Here is a 17,271-nt window from a genome sequence, read left to right as displayed (position 1 = left end):
ATGACGGAAACGAAGTCCACCTGTCCGTACTGCGGCGTCGGCTGCGGCGTGATCATCGAATCGCAGGCCGGCCAGATCACGGGCGTGCGCGGTGACCCCGACCATCCGGCCAACTTCGGCCGCCTGTGCACCAAGGGCTCCACGCTGCATCTGACGGCCGCCGCGCCCCTGACCCGCCACACGCGACTGCTGCAGCCGATGCAGCGTGCGCGCCGCGGGGAGGCACCGCAGGCGATTGGCTGGGACAGTGCACTCGACACGGCCGCCGCCACCTTCGCCCGCATCATCGGCCAGCACGGGCCCGACGCGGTCGGCTTCTACGTCTCGGGCCAGCTGCTCACCGAGGACTACTACGCGTTCAACAAGCTGGCCAAAGGCCTGGTGGGCACGAACAACATCGACACCAACTCGCGCCTCTGCATGAGCAGCGCGGTGGCCGGCTACAAGAAGACGCTGGGTGCCGACGCGCCGCCCTGCAGCTACGAGGACATCGACCGTGCCGGCTGCATCTTCATCGCAGGCAGCAACACGGCCTGGGCGCATCCCATCCTGTTCCGTCGCATCGAGGAGGCGCGTGCCCGCCGGCCCGGCATGAAGATCGTCGTGTGCGACCCGCGCCCCACCGACACGGCAGGCATCGCCGATCTCGTGCTGCCCCTGCAGCCGGGCACCGACGTGCTGCTGTTCAACGGCCTGCTGCACCTGATGCTCTGGGAAGGCTGGACGCGGCCGGACTGGATCGCGCGCCACACCACCGGCTTCGAGGCGCTGAAGGCCTCGGTGCGCGACTGCACGCCCGACGTCGTGGCGCAGGTCTGCGGCCTGGACAAGGACGACCTGCTCACCGCCGCACGCTGGTTCGCCACGGGCGGCAGCGACGACATCGCGCGGCCCGGCGGCACGCTCAGCCTGTACTGCCAGGGCCTGAACCAGTCCAGCAGCGGCACCGACAAGAACGCCGCGCTGATCAACCTGCACCTGGCGACCGCGCAGATCGGCGGCGCGGGCGCCGGCCCGTTCTCACTGACGGGGCAGCCCAATGCGATGGGTGGCCGCGAGGTCGGCGGCCTGGCCAACCTGCTGTCCGCGCACCGCGACCTGGGCAACCCGCAGCACCGCGCCGAAGTGGCCGCGCTATGGGGCGTGCCCTCCGTCCCCGAGAAGCCGGGCAAGACGGCGGTCGAGATGTTCCAGGCCGCCGCCGACGGCGAGATCAAGGCGCTGTGGATCGCGTGCACCAACCCCGCGCAGTCCATGCCCGACCAGGCCACGGTGCGCCGCGCGCTGCAACGCGCCGAGTTCGTCGTCGTGCAGGAAGCGTTCGCAGGCACCGCGACCTGTGCGTATGCCGACCTGCTGTTGCCTGCGACCACCTGGGGCGAGAAGGACGGCACCGTCACCAACAGCGAACGCCGCATCAGCCGCGTGCGGCCGGCCGTGCCGGCGCCGGGGCAGGCACGTCACGACTGGTCGATCGCGGTCGGCTTCGCGCGGCGGCTGGAACTCTTGCTCCCCGGAGAGCAAGGGAAGAACTACCTCTTTCCGTACTCCACGCCCGAGGCGCTGTGGGAAGAACACCGCGCCTCCACCGCCGGCCGCGACCTCGACATCACCGGTCTGAGCTACGCGCTTCTCGAGCAGTCCCCGCGCCAGTGGCCCTTCCCCGCCGGCGCCACCGAAGGCCGCACGCGTCTCTACGAAGACGGCGTGTTCCCTACTGAGGACGGCAAGGCCCGCTTCGCGCCGGTCACCTACCGCCCCGTCGCCGAACCGCGCGATGCGCGCTATCCGTTCGCGCTCACCACCGGCCGCCTGCGTGACCAGTGGCATGGCATGAGCCGCACCGGCCTGCTCGGCCGCCTGTTCGGCCACGTGCCGGAACCCGTGGTGCAACTGCATCCGCAGGACGTGGCCCGACGCCAGCTGCGCGACGGCGACCTGGTGCACGTCACCTCTCGCCGCGGCTCGATCCTGGTGCCGCTGCAGGCCAGCACCGAGGTCGCGTCGGGGCAGGCCTTCATGGCGATGCACTGGGGCGGCGAGGTGCTGGGCGGCTCGTCCAGCACGGGCCACCCGCTGGCGGGCGTGAACGCACTCACGACCTCAGCCTCTTGCCCCGTTTCGCGCCAACCCGAGCTGAAGCACGCAGCCGTCAAGGTGCTGAAGGCGGAGCTGCCCTGGTCGCTGCTGGCGATGGCGTGGCTGCCCGACGACGACGCCCCGCAGGTGCGCGAGCAGTTGCGCGCGCTGATGCCGCTGTTCCCGTTCGCCACCTGCGTGCCGTTCGGGCGCGACCGCACCGGCCTGCTGTTCCGCGCCGCCGCGCACGAAGTGCCGCCGCCCCAGGTGCTGGCGCACGTCGAGGCCGCGCTGCAGCTCGACGGCCCGCAGGTGCTGCGCTACGTCGATGCGCGCTCCGGCCAGCGGCGCGTCGCGCGCCTCGCGCGCGTGGGCGCCGACCTGCACCTCACCGGCATCCTGCTGGGCGGGGACACGCGAGCCGAGGCGTGGATCCGCACGCTGCTGCAGGACGGCCTACCGGCGCAGGCGTATGGCCGGTTGCTGCTGGCGCCCGGCGCGAAGGCGCCGGTCGCGCTGGCGTCGCGGGGCCGCCAGGTCTGCACCTGCTTCGACGTGCGCGAGCCCGCGATCCAGTCCGTGCTGGCCGGCTGCAGGGGCGGCGACGACCAGCGCCTGGCCGCGCTCCAAGCCGAGCTGAAGTGCGGCACGAACTGCGGCTCATGCATTCCCGAGCTGCGTCGCATGGTGCAGTCCACGCCTGTGCTGCGCGAGGCGGCATAAGCATCCAACCGCCGGTTCTCAGCCCTCTGGGACAATGGCCGCGTGGGGATCAGCCAGTACATCAAGGAGATCGGCCGCGGCGCCCGGGGCGCTCGCTCGCTCGACCGCGCGCAGGCGGCCGACCTGTTCGGCCAGCTGCTCGACGGCAGCGTGACCGACCTGGAGATCGGCGCGTTCTGCCTCGCCATGCGCATCAAGGGCGAGACGCCCGAGGAGATGGCCGGCTTCCTCGACGCCACGCAGGCGCGCCTGCACCGCGTGCCCGCATCGCCCGTCCCGACCGTGGTGCTTCCCAGCTACAACGGTGCACGCCGCCTGCCGGTGCTGACGCCGCTGCTCGCGCTGCTGCTTGCGCAGCGCGGCGTGCCGGTCCTGGTGCACGGCACCGCGACGGAGAGCAACCGCGTGTTCGTCACCGAGGTGCTCGCCGCGCTGGGCATCGCGGCGCAGGCCGGGATCGGCCCCATCGCGCCCGGCACGGCCGCGTACGTGCCCATCGAACTGCTGCATCCCGGCCTGAAGCGCCTGCTCGACGTGCGCCGCGTGGTCGGCGTGCGCAACTCGGCGCACAGCCTGGTGAAGCTGATGAACCCGTGCGACGGGCCGGCCGTCATCGTCGGCAGCTACACGCATCCGGAGTACGCCGTGTCGATGGGCGCGGTCTACGAGCTGATGGGCGCGACCGCCCTGCTGCTGCGTGGCACCGAAGGCGAGGCCGTGGCCGATGCGCGCCGGTCGCCGCAGATGGAAGGGTTCATCGCGGGCCAGCGCGTGACGCTGGAGGCGGGCCAGCGCGGCACGCTCACCGACCTGCCCGGCTGGCCCGAGGGCACCGATGCGAACGCGACCGCGGCCTACATCCGCGACGTGCTCGCCGAGAGGCAACCGTTGCCTGCGTCGATCGGCATCCAGGTGGAACATATCTTGCGACTGGCAGGTCTCCAATGAGCAGGGAGAACAAGCGCATGGAGACAACTGGCAAGGTGACCCTGGTGGGCGCCGGCCCGGGCGACCCGGACCTGCTGACCCTCAAGGCCGTGAAGGCGATCCGCGCGGCGACCGTCGTGCTGGTCGACGATCTCGTGAGCCCGGAGGTCGTGGCGCTCGCCTCGCCGCAGGCGCGCATCGTCCATGTCGGCAAGCGTGGCGGCTGCAAGAGCACGCCGCAGGCCTTCATCGAACGCATGATGGTGCTGGCCGCGCGCGAGGGCGAGACCGTCGTGCGCCTGAAGGGCGGCGACCCGTTCATCTTCGGCCGCGGCGGCGAGGAGGTGGAGCACCTGCGCGCCGCCGGCATCCACGTCGAGGTGGTCAACGGCATCACGGCCGGCCTGGCCGCCGTGACCAGCCTGGGCGTGCCCCTCACCCACCGCGACCACGCACGCGGGGTCGTGTTCGTCACCGGCCATGCGCAGCGCGGCGGGGACGCGCCCGACTGGCAAGCGCTGGCGCGGGCCGCGCAGCAGGCCCGGCTGACGCTGGTGATCTACATGGGCGTGAGTGGCGCCACGCACATCCAGGAGCAGCTGCTGTCCGCCCTGCCGGCCGACACGCCGGCGGCGATCGTCCAGCACGCCAGCCTGCCCCAGCAGCGCCAGGCGGTGACCACGCTGGGCGAGCTGGCCGCCACCATCGAACGCGAGCAACTGGCCAGCCCCTCGGTGATCGTGGTCGGCGACGTGGTGCGCGGCATCGCGGAGGCGCGGCGGGCGCCCCAAGTTCGCGCCGCTTGAAGGCGAACAGCCGGAACGCGAAAGACGCAAAAGTACGCAAAAGGACGCGAAAGAAGACAAAGGAAGGTGTCCTTTGTCGATCAGAGCGTTGAGGGCGCTGCACGCATCTCCTCCAGCCCATCTTCTTTCGCGTTTTTTCGCGAGCTTTCGCGTCTTTCGCGTTCGGCTGTCCGCTCCCGCTCCCGCTCCCGCTTCAAGCAGCGGCGCGGCGGCCGATTGACCGCATTCCCCGCCACAGCCAGCGCAGCATCAGCAGCGTCAGCACGGCTTCGATCGCGGTCTGGGCGCCTGCGAGCGCCGGGTTGAGGCGGGCGCTGCGGGTCCTGAACTTGGCCACCAGGCGGTCGCGCGCGATCTCGATGCTGTCGTAGAACGCCGGCACCACCAGCAGGGTGAGCAGCGTCGAGGTCATGGTGCCGCCGATGATCGCGATCGCCAGCGGGCGGTAGAACTCGCCGCCGTTGCCGGCGCCGATCGCGACCGGCAGCATGCCGGCGATCAGCGCGAACGTCGTCATCAGGATCGGCCGCAGCCGCGCGCGTCCCGCCGCCATCAGCGCGTCCTCGCGGTTCTCGCCGGCCCTCTCGCGGGCCCGCGTCGCATCCAGCAGCAGGATCGCGTTCTTGGCCACCAGGCCCATCAGCATGATCACGCCGATGAAGCTCATGAGGTTCAGCGTCGTGTGCGTGGCCAGCAGCGCGAGCACCACGCCCACCAGGCTGAGCGGCAACGACAGCATCACGCCCAGCGGCGCGGTGAAGGAGCCGAACTGCAGCACCAGGATCAGGTACATCAGGCCTATGCCCATGCCGAGCGCGGTGGTCATGGCGCCAAACACTTCCTTCTGGTCGCGCCCCGCGCCGCCCAGCATCACGCCGTAGCCGGGCGGGAAGTCGGTCTGCTGCGCGAGCTCGATCGCGTCCTTGATCAGGTCACCGGACGCACGGCCCTCCACGTTGGCCGACACGGCCATCATGCGGCGGCCGTCCAGGTGCTGGATCTGTGCCGGCGCCGAGCCCATGGTGATGCGCGCGATCTGGTTCAGCGGCACCACCATGTTGCTGCCACCGACCGCCACCGGCAGCCGCTCCAGGTTCTCGGCATCGACGCGGTCGTCCTTGTGCAGGCGCACCGCCACGTCGCGCGCCTCGCCGCCCGGATCGATCCAGTCGCCGACTTCCAGGCCGGCGAACGCCACCCGCAGCGCCTGCGCGGCGTCGTTGGCCGAGATGCCGAGCTGGTTGGCCAGGCCGCGATCGAGTTCGACCTGCAGTTCGTCCTTGGGCGGCAGCTCCGACAGGCCCACGTCCACCGCACCCTTCACCAGCCGCAGCCGGTCCATGTACGCGTTGGTGATGTCCAGCAGCGTGCGCGCGTCGCGTCCGTAGAACTGGATCTGCACCGGCTTCTGCACGCCGTTGTTCAGGTCGTCCAGCACGACGTACTCGGCGCCCGCCAGACGCGACACCTGCTGCCGCAGTTCGACGGCCACCTGGGCGGCGGAACGCTTGCGTTCGTTGCGCTTGCCCAGGTCGACATACACGCGGCCGCCGCCCACATTCACCTGGCTGTTCGCGGCCTTGGTCTCAGGCAGCGCGCGCGCCAGTTCGGCGGCCTTCTCCACCTTCAGCCGCGCGTACTCCAGGCTGGTGCTGGCGGGCGTGCGCACTTCGACCGCCACCATGCCCGCGTCCTGCAGCGGCAGGAAGCTGGAGCCGCCGAACATGCCGTGCAGCACCAGCGCCGCGATGAAGCTGCCGACGGCCGCCGTCGCCATCCAGCGGCGGTGGTGCAGCGCCCAGGCGATCACGTGCCCGTAACGATCGGCCTGGTGGTCGAACCAGGCGTTGAAGCGCTCCAGCGCGCGGCCCAGCCTGCTGCGTGAACGGCGCTCGTGCGCCGGCGGATCGCCCCAGTAGGCCGAGATCATCGGGTCGAGCGTGAACGAGATCAGCAGGCTCACGAGCACCGAGCAGGTCACCGTCAGCGCGAACGGCCGGAACCACTCGCCCGCCATGCCGGGGATGAAGATCACCGGCACGAAAATCGCCACGATCGAAAACGTCGTGGCCGCGACCGCGAGGCCGATCTCCGCCGTGCCGGTGCTGGCGGCCGTCATGCGATCGGCGCCGCGCTCCATGTGCCGCACGATGTTCTCGCGGACCACGATCGCATCGTCGATCAGCACGCCGATGGCGAGCGACAGGCCGAGCAGCGTCATGATGTTCAGCGTGAAGCCACACAGCCACACGGCGATGAATGCGGTGATCACCGACGTCGGCAGGCTGAGGGCCGTGATCAGCGTCGAGCGCCACGAGTTCAGGAACACGTAAACCACCGTCACCGTGAGCATCGCGCCCAGCACCAGCGCCTCGATGACGTTGTTCAGGTTGGCCTGCGCATCCTCGCCGCCATCGCGGATCACCTCCAGCTTCGTGCCCTGCTGCAGCGTGGGGCCGATCTCGCCCACCAGCTTGCGCACGTTGGCGGCCACGGAGACGGTGCTCGCCTCGCGCGAGCGGGTGACCGACAGCAGCACGTTCGGATGGCCGTTGCGCAGGCTCGCGGAATCGACATCGGCGAAGCCGTCCACCGTGTCGGCCAGCTGGCCCAGGCGCACGATCTCGCTGCCCCGGCGTCGCACGATGACCTGCTGGAACTCGGCCGGCGAGGCGATGCGGCCCACCAGGCGGATGCTCTGGTCCTTCAGCGGGCCGATCACGCGCCCCACCGGCGCATTGGCGTTCTGGTTGCGCAGGGCGTCGACGACTTCGGCCACCGAAATGCCGTACTCGCGCAGGCGATCGGCATGCAGCAGCACGCTCAGCTCGCGCTTGAGGGAGCCGGTGACGTTGACGACCGACACGCCCTCGACCGCGCGCAGGCGCTCGGCGAGGTCGTCCTCCGCCAGCCGCGAGATCTCCGCGTGCGTCTGCGACGTCGACGACAGCGCCAGCTCGATCACCGGCTGCGCGCTCGGATCCTGGCGCCGGATCACCGGCTCGCGCATCTCCAGCGGCAGCTTGTAGCGCACGGTGGAGATCGCGTTGCGCACGTCGTCCACCGCCTCGATCATGTTCTTGCTGAAGTTGAAGATCAGCACGATGACGGCGCTGCCGTCCTTGCCGGTGGAGCGCACCTCGTAGACGCCGGGAATGCCCTGCATCGCGCGCTCGAGGCGGTTGATGATCTCGCGCTCCACCGTCTCCGGCGAGGCGCCGGGATAGGCGATCTGCACCACGAGCACCGGCCGTTCCACGTCCGGGATCTCGTTGACGCGCAGCTTCTTCAGCGCCAGCAGGCCCAGCGCCATCAGCATGAGGATCACCACGACGGCCGCGAGCGGCCGCCGGATGCTGAAGTCGGAGAGGAACATGGTCAGCGCACCGGGATGGATGCGGGAACGCCCGCGACGCCGGATTGCGGCTCCTGCACCGGCTGGCCATCGTGCAGCGTGGCCAGCGGGCTGCGCAGCAGGCGGTCGCCGGCGGCCAGGCCGCTGCGCACCACGTACTCGCCGCTGCGCGGGTCGCGGTCACCCAGCGACACCGCCACTTTTTGCAGCTTGCCATCGGCGATGCGCCAGGCCCAGGCGCTCTCGCCCACCCGCACCAGCGCGCCGGGCGAGAGCGTCAGCGCCGTGCCGCTGGCCGTGGTGATGCGGCCCTGCGCATACAGGCCCGCCATGCGCGGCAACGCACCTTCCACATCGACCAGCACCTCGACCTGGCGCGTGGTGGGATTGGCGGCGGGACTCACGAGCCGCACGGTGCCGGCGAACTCGCGCTCGCCGAAGCCGTTGACGCGGAACGTGACGGGCTGGCCGCGCTGCACCGACTGGATCGCGTCGGAGGACACCAGGCCCTCCAGGCGCAGCGTGCGCGGGTCCATCACCTTGAGCAGTTCCTTGCCGACCTGCGCCGTGTCGCCCACGGACAGCTTGCGCTCGGCCACGATGCCGTCGAACGGCGCGCGGACTTCGGTGCGCTGCAGCTGCTGGCGCGCCTGCACCGTGCGCGCGCGGGCCGAGGCGTAGTCGCTCTGCGTGGTGTTGCGTCGCACCTCGGCGTCCTCCAGCTGCTGCGCGGAGGCCATGCCCGAAGCGCGCAGCGTGGTCAGGCGCTGCAGCTGGCGCTCCGCCTGCTCGTAGGCCTGGCGGCCGGCGCGCTCGGCCTCCTGCGCCGACATCAGCGCGTCGCGGATGGCGGTGTCGTCCAGGCGCACCAGCAGGTCGCCCTTGCGCACCGTGTCGCCGTTCTCCTTGGCCACCGCGGTGACGACCGCGGACACCTCGGCGCGCAGGTCGGCGCGGCGCTCGGGTTGCAGGGTGCCCGTGATCAGCGGACCGGAGACCAGGGCGCCCGGTCGCAGCACCAGCACGTCCTCGGGACCGACGAGCAGCGGCGCTGGCGCCCTGCCGCTGGCGGCCTTGCCCTCCGCCTGCCGGTTGCAGCCCGCCACCAGCAGGCTTGCAGCCAGCAGCGCGACCATGAGCTTCCCTCGATCCATCCCCCGCTCCCTTCTTGTGAACACTGGCCGATGCGCAACTCATCCGCCAGATCGGCCCGGATGATGCCGTATCGCCGGGGTGGTGCCCCGCTCCACGCTGCCTCGACCGAGGCAGGCGGCACTGTAGGGACAGGGGCCCGTGCGGGCGACGGCCATGCGACGGATTGCGGGCGGTGCCGACGAACCGCCGGAAATCGGGGGTGGATGGCGGGACGGGAGCGGGGAGCCAACGGCAATCCTCGCGCCACCGCTCGCTCACGCCCCAGTCGCGGCTACACTGCGCGCCCCATGAGCGCCCCGACCCAGGACTTCGACGCGGTGGTCGTCGGCGCAGGGGCCGCCGGCCTGTTCTGCGCGGGCGTCGCCGGGCAGCTGGGCGTGAAGGTGCTGCTGCTGGACCATTCCGCCAAGGTGGCCGAGAAGGTCCGCATCGCGGGCGGGGGTCGCTGCAACTTCACCAACCGCGACCTCGATCCACGCGCGCCCCACAAGCACTTCATCGGCGCGAACCCGAACTTCTGCCGCTCCGCGCTGTCGCGCTACACGGCGGCCGACTTCGTCGCGCTGGTGCAGCGCCACGGGATTCCCTTCCACGAGAAGCACAAGGGCCAGCTGTTCGGCGACCGCAGCTCGGAGGATTTCATCCGCATGCTGCTGGCCGAGTGCGGCGCCGGTGGGGTGACGCACTGGCAGCCCTGCGCCGTGCAGGCGGTGCGCTGGGACGGGCGCCTGTACGAGATCGACACGGCACGCGGGACGGTGCGCGCGCCCCGGCTGGTGGTGGCCACCGGCGGCCTGTCGATCCCGCAGATCGGCGCCAGCGACTTCGGCTACCGCCTGGCCCAGCAGTTCGGGCTGGCGATCGTGCCGACGCGCCCGGCCCTCGTCCCGCTGACGTTCGAAGGCGAGGGCTGGAAACCGTACGCCCAGCTCGCCGGGCTGGCGGTGCCGGTGCGCATCGCCACCGGTGAGCGCAAGGCGTCGATGGCCTTCGACGAGGACCTGCTGTTCACGCACCGCGGCCTCTCGGGTCCGGCGGTGCTGCAGATCTCCACCTACTGGCAGCCCGGCACGCCGATCCGCATCGACCTGCTGCCTGGCACCGACGTGGCCGCGGCCCTGGGGGACGCCAAGCGGCGCTCGCGCAAGCTGGTGGCCAATGAGTTGGCCGCCCTCGTTCCCGAGCGGCTCGCCGATGCCTGGGTGCAGCAGGTGCCGGGGCTGGACCGGCCCGTGAACGAGGCGGCCGACAAGGCCCTGGCCGCGCTCGGACAAGGGCTCGCCCGCTGGGAACTGGTGCCCACGGGCACCGAGGGTTATCGCAAGGCCGAGGTAACGGCAGGCGGGGTGGACACCCGCGAGCTGTCGTCGCAGACGCTGGAATCGCGGCAGCCCGGCCTGTATTTCATTGGGGAAGTGGTCGACGTGACGGGCTGGCTCGGCGGCTACAACTTCCAGTGGGCCTGGGCCAGCGGCTGGGCCTGCGCGCAGGCGTTGGCAGCAACCCGCTTGCCGGGTTGAGCACTCTGGCTATAATCGCGGGCTCTGCCGGCAAACCCCGACGGCCAGATCACCTTCAAGTCGGGGACCCCCGCCGCAAGCCCGATCTTCTTGCGGCACACCAAAGATCACTGGATACATGACGACGATTCGAGTCAAAGAGAACGAGCCCTTCGACGTGGCCCTGCGCCGCTTCAAGCGCACCATCGAGAAGCTCGGCCTGCTGACGGAACTGCGCGCGCGCGAGTTCTACGAAAAGCCCACCGCCGAGCGCAAGCGCAAGAAGGCGGCCGCCGTGAAGCGCCACTACAAGCGCGTTCGCAGCATGCAGTTGCCCAAGAAGCTCTACTGAGCTTTCGGGCTTCGCACCCGACCCAAGGCACCGCGCACAGCGGCGCCGCAAGCCTGCCCGGGGACGCTCTGGCAGGCTTTTTTCATTTCCACTGGAGAACGCCATGACGCTGAAGGAACGCATCACCGAGGACATGAAGGCCGCCATGCGCGCCAAGGACACCGAGCGCCTGGGCACCATCCGCCTGCTGACCGCGGCGATGAAGCAGAAGGAAGTGGACGAGCGCGTCGAGCTCGACGATGCCACCGTGGTCGGCATCGTCGACAAGCTGATCAAGCAGCGCAAGGACAGCGTCGAGGCGTTCCAGAAGGCCGGCCGCACCGACCTGGCCGACAAGGAAGCCGCCGAGATCACCGTGCTGCAGGCCTACCTGCCGGCACGCCTGTCGCAGGACGAGATCGCTGCCGAAGTGAAAGCCATCGTGGCCGAACTCGGCGCCAGGATCCGGGCGACATGGGCAAGGTGATGGGCGCTGTGAAGCAGCGCCTGGCCGGCAAGGCGGAGATGGGGCAGGTCTCGGCGGCGGTGAAGGCCGCGCTGGCAGGGTGAGGAAAGCGGTAGCGGGACCGGACAGCCGAACGCAAAAGGCGCAAAAGAACGCGAAAGACGCAAAAGGGAGGACTCCTTGTTCCAGGGTCCTTTTGCGCCTTTTGCGTGATTTCGCGTCTTTTGCGTTCGGAGTCCGCCTCCGCTTCCGCCTCAGGACCCCGCCACCTTCATTCGGTTGACCAGCACCGACCCCACCGTCTTCGCGCCGTAGTTGTACGTGTCCGCGCCGACCGCCTCGATGCCGAGGAACATGTCCTTCAGGTTGCCGGCGATGGTGATCTCCTGCACCGGGTACGCGATCTCCCCGTTCTCCACCCAGAAGCCGCTGGCGCCGCGCGAGTAGTCGCCGGTCACGTAGTTGACGCCCTGCCCCATCAGCTCGATGACGAACAGGCCGGTGCCCAGCTTGCGCAGCATCTCGTCGAGCGTGTCACCCTTGTCCGTGCGGCGCGAGGTGAGCGCCAGGTTGTGCGAGCCACCGGCGTTGCCGGTGGTCTTCATGCCGAGCTTGCGCGAGGAATAGCTGGAGAGGAAGTAGCCCTCGACCTGGCCCGCGTCGACCACCTTGCGGGCCTTGGTGCGCACACCCTCCTCGTCGAACGGCGCGCTGCCCTTGCCACGCCGCACGTGGGGATCCTCCAGCACGTCGATGTGGTCGGCGAACACCTGCTTGCCCAGCGAGTCGACCAGGAAGCTGCTGCGCCGGTACAGCGAACCGCCGCTGGTGGCCTGCACGAAGGCGCCCAGCAGGCCGGCGGCGAGCGGCGACTCGAACAGCACCGGGCATTCGCGCGTCGCGATCTTGCGCGCCTTCAGGCGCGACAGCGCGCGCTCGGCGGCATAGCGGCCGACGGCCTCGGGGGCCGACAGTTGATCGGGCGCGCGCATCGAGGTGTACCAGGCATCGCGCTGCATGCCGTCGCCGCGACCGGCGATCGGCGCCACCGAGATGGAATGGCGAGAGCTCGCATAGCCGCCGCGAAAGCCGCGCGTGTGGGCGCTGAAGAAATGGCTCTGCTGCGCGGACACGCCCGCACCTTCGCTGTTGGTGATGCGCTTGTCGGTGGCGAAGGCCGCGGCCTCGCAGGCCAGCGCCAGCTGCGCGGCCCGCTCGCTGTCGATGGTCCAGGGATGGAACAGGTCGAGATCGGGCTGTTCGTCGGCGCCCGCGATGTCGTCGGCATCGGGCAGGCCCGCGACCGGATCTTCGGCGGTGAAGCGCGCGATGTCGTAGGCGGCCTGCACGGTCTGCGCGATGGCGGCTTCGGAAAAATCGGACGTGCTGGCGTTGCCGCGGCGCTGGCCGATGTAGACCGTCACGCCCAGCGACTTGTCGCGGTTGCGCTCCACGTTCTCGAGGTCGCCCTTGCGTACCGAGACCGAGAGTCCGCAGCCTTCGGACGCTTCCGCGCCGGCGTCGGTCGCGCCGAGCTTCTTCGCGTGCTCCAGCGCAGTGTCGACGAGCCGTTCGAAGGTCTCTCTGCTGTACGAGAAGCCCTGTCCAGAGCTTGATGAAGTGGCCTTGCCGGTCAGTGAGGGCGCTTGGTTCATGGCGGGGGCTATGATACTTGCGGCCTCCCGCACAGCCGGGCAGCGCCACCGCCTCCCACCCATGTCACGCAAACCCAAAAAAGGCTACTTCGTGCGCGGCCAGTTCGTTGCCGAGGGCAGCGAACTCGACCTGCAGCTAAAGGCCGAACAGAAGCATTTCCAGGACAACAGCAAGACGGAGCTCAAGCGCGAGAGCACCGAGCTGCAGAAGCTCGGCGAGCAGCTCATGTCGCTGCGCGAGGGCCTCTTCGAGCGCCTGCAGCTGCCCGAGAAACTGGTCGAGGCGCTCGCCGAGGCGGGCCGCATCACCAACTTCGAAGGCAAGCGCCGGCAGATGCAGTACGTGGGCAAGCTCATGCGCGGCCTCGACGAGGAGCAGCTGGCCGCGGTGCGCGAAGCGCTGGACGAGCAGCGCCAGGGCTCGGCGCGCGACAGCCTCGCCCTGCACGAGGCCGAACGCTGGCGCGACGACCTGATCGCGCGCGAGGAGGCGTTCGGCGAATGGATCGCGGCGCACCCGGACACCGACAGCCAGCAGCTGCGGGCGCTGGTGCGGCAGGCGCGCAAGGACCGGCAGCCCACGCAGGACGAGATCACGCAGGGCCTGGTGCCCCGGCATGGTCGTGCGTACCGCGAGATCTTCCAGCTGGTGAAGGAGCAACTGCACCATGAGCACGAGTGACACGGCCTTCGACCCGGTGCGCATCGGCATCGTGTCGATCAGCGATCGCGCCTCGGCCGGCGTGTACGAGGACAAGGGCCTGCCGGCGCTGAAGGACTGGCTGCATCGTGCGCTGAAGAACCCCGTCACGTTCGACCCGCGCCTCATCCCCGACGAGAAGGACCGCATCAGCAACGCGCTGATCGACCTGGTCGACGTGGCCGGCTGCGCGCTGGTGCTGACCACCGGCGGCACCGTCCCGCGCGGCGGGACGTCACGCCCGAGGCCACGCTGGCCGTCGCCGACAAGGAGATGCCCGGCTTCGGCGAGCAGATGCGGCAGATCAGCCTGAAGTTCGTGCCGACCGCCATCCTCTCGCGCCAGGTCGCGGTGGTGCGCGGCGAGGCGTTGATCATCAACCTGCCCGGCCAACCCAAGTCGATCCAGGAAACGCTCGAAGGCCTGAAGGACGCCGGCGGCCAGTCGCTCGTGCCCGGCATCTTCGCGGCCGTGCCCTACTGCATCGACCTGATCGGCGGGCCGTACCTCGAGACGAACGACGAGGTCTGCAAGGCCTTCCGTCCGAAGTCGGCGGTGCGACCGGAGCGCAAGGCGTGAACCCGCAGGACACGCTGCAACGCACGCTGGCCGACATCGCCGCGCGCGACGGGCAGTGGCGCACGTTCACGGCGGTGCTCGACGCGCAGGCCGCGCGACGCGAGCTGCAACGCGCCCTCGCCGGCGGTGGCTCGCTGCAAGGGCTGCCCGTCGGCGTGAAGGACATCTTCGACACCGCGGCCCTGCCCACGGCGTACGGCTCCGCGCTGTATGCGGGTCACCAGCCGCCGCAGGACGCAGCCATCGTGCAGGCGATCCGGCGCGCCGGCGGCGTGATGGTCGGCAAGACCAGCACCACCGAGTTCGCGTTCCTGAACCCGACGCAGACACTCAACCCGAATGCCCCAGGCCACACGCCGGGCGGCTCCTCCGCGGGCTCCGCCGCCGCGGTCGCCGCGGGCCTGCTGCCGCTGGCCGTGGGCACGCAGACCGGCGGCTCGGTGATCCGGCCGGCGTCGTACTGCGGCGTGGTCGGCCTCAAGCCCACGTACGGCGCGCTGCCCACGCCGGGGCTGAAGCCGTTCGCGTGGTCGCTCGACACCGTGGGCCTGTTCACGCGCTCCGTCGACGAGATGGCGCGCTGGTCCAGCGCGATCAGTGGCCGGCCTTGGCAGTCGACGACGCGTGCGACGCCTGTCTTCGGGATCGCCTGGGACTACCCCTGGGAGCCGCTGTCGCCCAGCGCCCGCCTTGCCCTCGAGACCGCTCGGCGCCAGTTGCAGGCCGGCGGCGCGACCGTGCGCGACGTGCAGCTGCCGGCGTGGATGGCCGACGTGTTCAGGGCCCACGACGCCGTCCAGGGCTGGGAAGCCACCCGCGCGCTCGCCGATGAATTCACGCAGCACGCCGACCAGCTCTCGCCCATCCTGCGCAACTACCTCGCTGAAGCCGCACGCGTGAGCGATGTCGCCTACGCGGCCGGCCAGGCCATTGCCGTGACGGCGCGCGCGCAGCTGCGCGAGCTGTTCGATGGCATCGACGTGCTGCTGACGCCCAGCGCGCCCGATGAAGCACCGGCCGGGTTCGGGTCGACCGGCGCATCGACCTGGAACCGGGCCTGGACGCTGCTGCACGTGCCCTGCCTGAACGTGCCGGGCGCGACCGGCTTGAATGGCCTGCCGATGGGCGTGCAGGTCATCGCACCGCTGCACGAGGAGGCGCTTTGCCTCTCGGCCGGGCGCGTCCTCGAGCAGGCGCTCGCGGCGAAGCCGAGCTAGCGTCCGCGCGCGCGTCGCCTTTCGCGCGCTGCAGGCTGCAGTCGTACGCCGCGGCCGAAGCTTCCAGTCGTTGCAGCACGGCCTCCCGCAAGGAGGCCGGCCCAGCACCTGCACGTGCGGCGCCAGTTGCAGCAGCTGCGAGGCCGCCTGCGCATCGGCCTCGACGGGAATGCGCGCCACGGCGCGCGCGTCGCCCTCCGGGGCGAGCTGTCCCTGCAAAGCGCGCGCGACAGGTGCACTCAGCTGCCGCAGCAAGGCGAGCCCGCGTGCCGTCACGGCAACTTCGGCGTGCCCGGCGTGCAGATCGCGCTCGAACCGCTGCACCGACTCACGCCAGAACGCGGCGAGATCGAATCCGCTGGGACGCACGCTGGCCTGCGCCAGCACCTCCAGCGCCTCGATGTTGTCGACGCGGTACGTGCGGGGCTGGCCCTCGCGCGCAGCGACGAGGTACCAAGCGCCCGCCTTGAGCACCAGCCCGAGCGGGTGCACCACCTGCCTGGCGGTGCGGGTCCAGCTGGCATAGCGGACGGCAAGCTGCCGCTCGTTCCACACCGCGGCCGCGACCGCTTGCAGGTGCTGCGGCGGCTGCGACTCCCGGTACCAGTCCGCGGGGTCGAGGTGCAGCCGGGACCGGATGCGCTGCGCCGAACCCTGCCAGGCCGCGGGCAGCGACGACAGCAACTTCAGCTCCGCGCTGCGCACGTGGTCGCCCAGTCCGAGGTCGGCGGCAGGACCGGCCAGGCCGCCGAGGAACACGGCCTCCGCTTCCGAGGGCGTGAAGCCGGTCAGCGAGGTCGACCATCCGGGCAACAGCCGGAATCCGCCTGCGCTGCCCCGCTCGGCATACACGGGGATGCCGGCCGCCGTCAGTTCGTCGATGTCGTGGTGCACCGTGCGCACCGACACCTCGAGCGCGCCCGCCAGCTCCGTGGCGGTCATGCGGCCGCGCGTCTGCAGCAGCATCTGGAGGGTGAGGAGGCGCGACGCACGCATCGCGGCAGTGTAGGCGCCATACATGCCATGCGGTGGCAGGAATGGCGCGGCACACTCGCGCCACCCTGGAGGTGACACATGGACCCGCTTCTGCTCTTCGCCCTGCTCTCGATCGGCATCATGGTGGTGCCGGGGATGGACATGGCCTTCGTGCTCTCCAGCGCCCTGGTGGATGGCCGGCGGACCGGCTTCGCCGCCGTTGCCGGGATGGTGGCCGCAGCCGCTGTCCACGTCGCCATGGGGGCGCTGGGCATCGGCCTCCTGCTGCAGGTCGCGCCGGCCGCGTTCAACGCGCTGCTCACGGCCGGCGCGCTGTACGTCGGCTGGATCGGCTGGTCGCTCGTGCGATCGCGCATCGCTCTGGCTGCGCCCGAAGACGGCCGTTCGCGCGGGCTCGACCGCATCTTCGGCCAGGCGGCCCTCACCTGCCTGCTGAACCCCAAGGCCTACCTGTTCACGCTGGCGGTGTTCCCGCAGATCCTGCGGCCGGACCGCGGTCCGATCGCGACCCAGGCGCTCGCCATGTGGGTCATCGTGGCGACCACGCAGGTCGCGGTCTACGGCGCCGTGGCGATCGGCGCGTCCAACCTGCGCGACACGCTCGCCGAGCGGCCCGAAGCGCAGCAGAAGCTGGTGCGCGGTGTCGGGGCGCTGCTGCTGGCGGTGGCCGCGTGGACGCTGCTGCATGCGTGGCGAGGTTGACGCCGGGCGATCTGTCATGCCGGGCTTGACCCGGCATCCAGTGACGGCTTGCAGTCAGCGCCGCTGCTGGATTGCGGGTCA

Annotated in this window: 11 protein-coding genes and 3 pseudogenes; 10 read left to right on the top strand and 4 right to left on the bottom strand. The window is 70.6% G+C overall.

Features of this window, described 5'->3' with window-relative positions; translation table 11 throughout:
- Genes ACPWT1_RS13295 through cobA form a run of 3 tightly spaced genes read left to right on the top strand, consistent with a single transcriptional unit; the run spans position 1 to position 4,535 of the window.
- Complete coding sequence (locus tag ACPWT1_RS13295) at positions 1–2,802, top strand: molybdopterin-dependent oxidoreductase (RefSeq protein WP_427911650.1); 2,802 nt, start codon at positions 1–3, stop codon at positions 2,800–2,802.
- 42 nt (positions 2,803–2,844) lie between these two features.
- On the top strand, positions 2,845–3,750 hold the full coding sequence (gene ybiB, locus ACPWT1_RS13290) for a DNA-binding protein YbiB (RefSeq protein ID WP_427911649.1): 906 nt from the start codon (positions 2,845–2,847) through the stop codon (positions 3,748–3,750).
- 17 nt (positions 3,751–3,767) lie between these two features.
- Positions 3,768–4,535 (top strand): uroporphyrinogen-III C-methyltransferase, encoded by a 768-nt coding sequence (gene cobA, locus ACPWT1_RS13285; RefSeq protein ID WP_427911648.1) that lies wholly within the window; start codon positions 3,768–3,770, stop codon positions 4,533–4,535.
- A 193-nt stretch (positions 4,536–4,728) separates the two neighbouring features.
- Here cobA and ACPWT1_RS13280 read toward each other — a convergent pair whose 3' ends face one another.
- Both ACPWT1_RS13280 and ACPWT1_RS13275 read right to left on the bottom strand, forming a co-directional pair.
- Positions 4,729–7,911 (bottom strand): efflux RND transporter permease subunit, encoded by a 3,183-nt coding sequence (locus ACPWT1_RS13280; protein ID WP_427911647.1) that lies wholly within the window; start codon positions 7,909–7,911, stop codon positions 4,729–4,731.
- 2 nt (positions 7,912–7,913) lie between these two features.
- Positions 7,914–9,044, bottom strand: a complete 1,131-nt coding sequence (locus ACPWT1_RS13275; RefSeq protein ID WP_427911646.1) for an efflux RND transporter periplasmic adaptor subunit — start codon at positions 9,042–9,044, stop codon at positions 7,914–7,916.
- A gap of 288 nt (positions 9,045–9,332) precedes the next feature.
- On the opposite strand from ACPWT1_RS13275, the gene ACPWT1_RS13270 reads away from it, so the two are divergent.
- The 3 genes and pseudogenes from ACPWT1_RS13270 (at position 9,333) to ACPWT1_RS13260 (ending at position 11,445) form a co-directional block, all read left to right on the top strand.
- The gene (locus tag ACPWT1_RS13270; protein ID WP_427911645.1) at positions 9,333–10,565 is read left to right on the top strand and encodes an NAD(P)/FAD-dependent oxidoreductase; all 1,233 of its coding nucleotides are present in this window, start codon (positions 9,333–9,335) and stop codon (positions 10,563–10,565) included.
- Between the two features lie 118 nt (positions 10,566–10,683).
- Positions 10,684–10,896: a 30S ribosomal protein S21 gene (rpsU, locus tag ACPWT1_RS13265; protein WP_012346814.1), complete on the top strand. Its 213-nt coding sequence runs from the start codon at positions 10,684–10,686 to the stop codon at positions 10,894–10,896.
- A gap of 103 nt (positions 10,897–10,999) precedes the next feature.
- Positions 11,000–11,445 (top strand): annotated as a pseudogene (locus ACPWT1_RS13260) (GatB/YqeY domain-containing protein).
- A gap of 150 nt (positions 11,446–11,595) precedes the next feature.
- Here ACPWT1_RS13260 and pmbA read toward each other — a convergent pair.
- Positions 11,596–12,996 (bottom strand): metalloprotease PmbA, encoded by a 1,401-nt coding sequence (gene pmbA / locus ACPWT1_RS13255; protein ID WP_427911644.1) that lies wholly within the window; start codon positions 12,994–12,996, stop codon positions 11,596–11,598.
- 61 nt (positions 12,997–13,057) lie between these two features.
- On the opposite strand from pmbA, the gene yjgA reads away from it, so the two are divergent.
- From yjgA to ACPWT1_RS13240, 3 genes and pseudogenes are all read left to right on the top strand, one after another.
- The gene (gene yjgA / locus ACPWT1_RS13250; protein WP_427911643.1) at positions 13,058–13,678 is read left to right on the top strand and encodes a ribosome biogenesis factor YjgA; all 621 of its coding nucleotides are present in this window, start codon (positions 13,058–13,060) and stop codon (positions 13,676–13,678) included.
- Positions 13,665–14,275 (top strand): annotated as a pseudogene (gene mog, locus ACPWT1_RS13245) (molybdopterin adenylyltransferase). The gene yjgA and the pseudogene mog overlap by 14 nt, the downstream one beginning before the upstream one ends.
- On the top strand, positions 14,272–15,492 hold the full coding sequence (locus tag ACPWT1_RS13240) for an amidase (protein WP_427911642.1): 1,221 nt from the start codon (positions 14,272–14,274) through the stop codon (positions 15,490–15,492). Before mog ends, ACPWT1_RS13240 begins: the two are co-directional and overlap by 4 nt.
- Positions 15,493–15,651: 159 nt before the next feature.
- Here the strand turns inward: ACPWT1_RS13240 and ACPWT1_RS13235 are convergent.
- Positions 15,652–16,434 (bottom strand): annotated as a pseudogene (locus ACPWT1_RS13235) (helix-turn-helix transcriptional regulator); the annotation flags it as partial.
- Positions 16,435–16,566: 132 nt separating this feature from the next.
- On the opposite strand from ACPWT1_RS13235, the gene ACPWT1_RS13230 reads away from it, so the two are divergent.
- Entirely contained in the window at positions 16,567–17,190 is a 624-nt protein-coding gene (locus ACPWT1_RS13230; RefSeq protein WP_427911641.1) for a LysE family translocator, read from the top strand.
- The last annotated feature ends 81 nt before the right edge of the window (positions 17,191–17,271 follow it).

Source organism: Ramlibacter sp. MMS24-I3-19 (assembly GCF_050320135.1).
GTDB lineage: Bacteria > Pseudomonadota > Gammaproteobacteria > Burkholderiales > Burkholderiaceae_C > Ramlibacter.
Note: the sequence above shows the minus strand (reverse complement) of the source record. Positions and strands in the feature narration are given on the sequence as shown.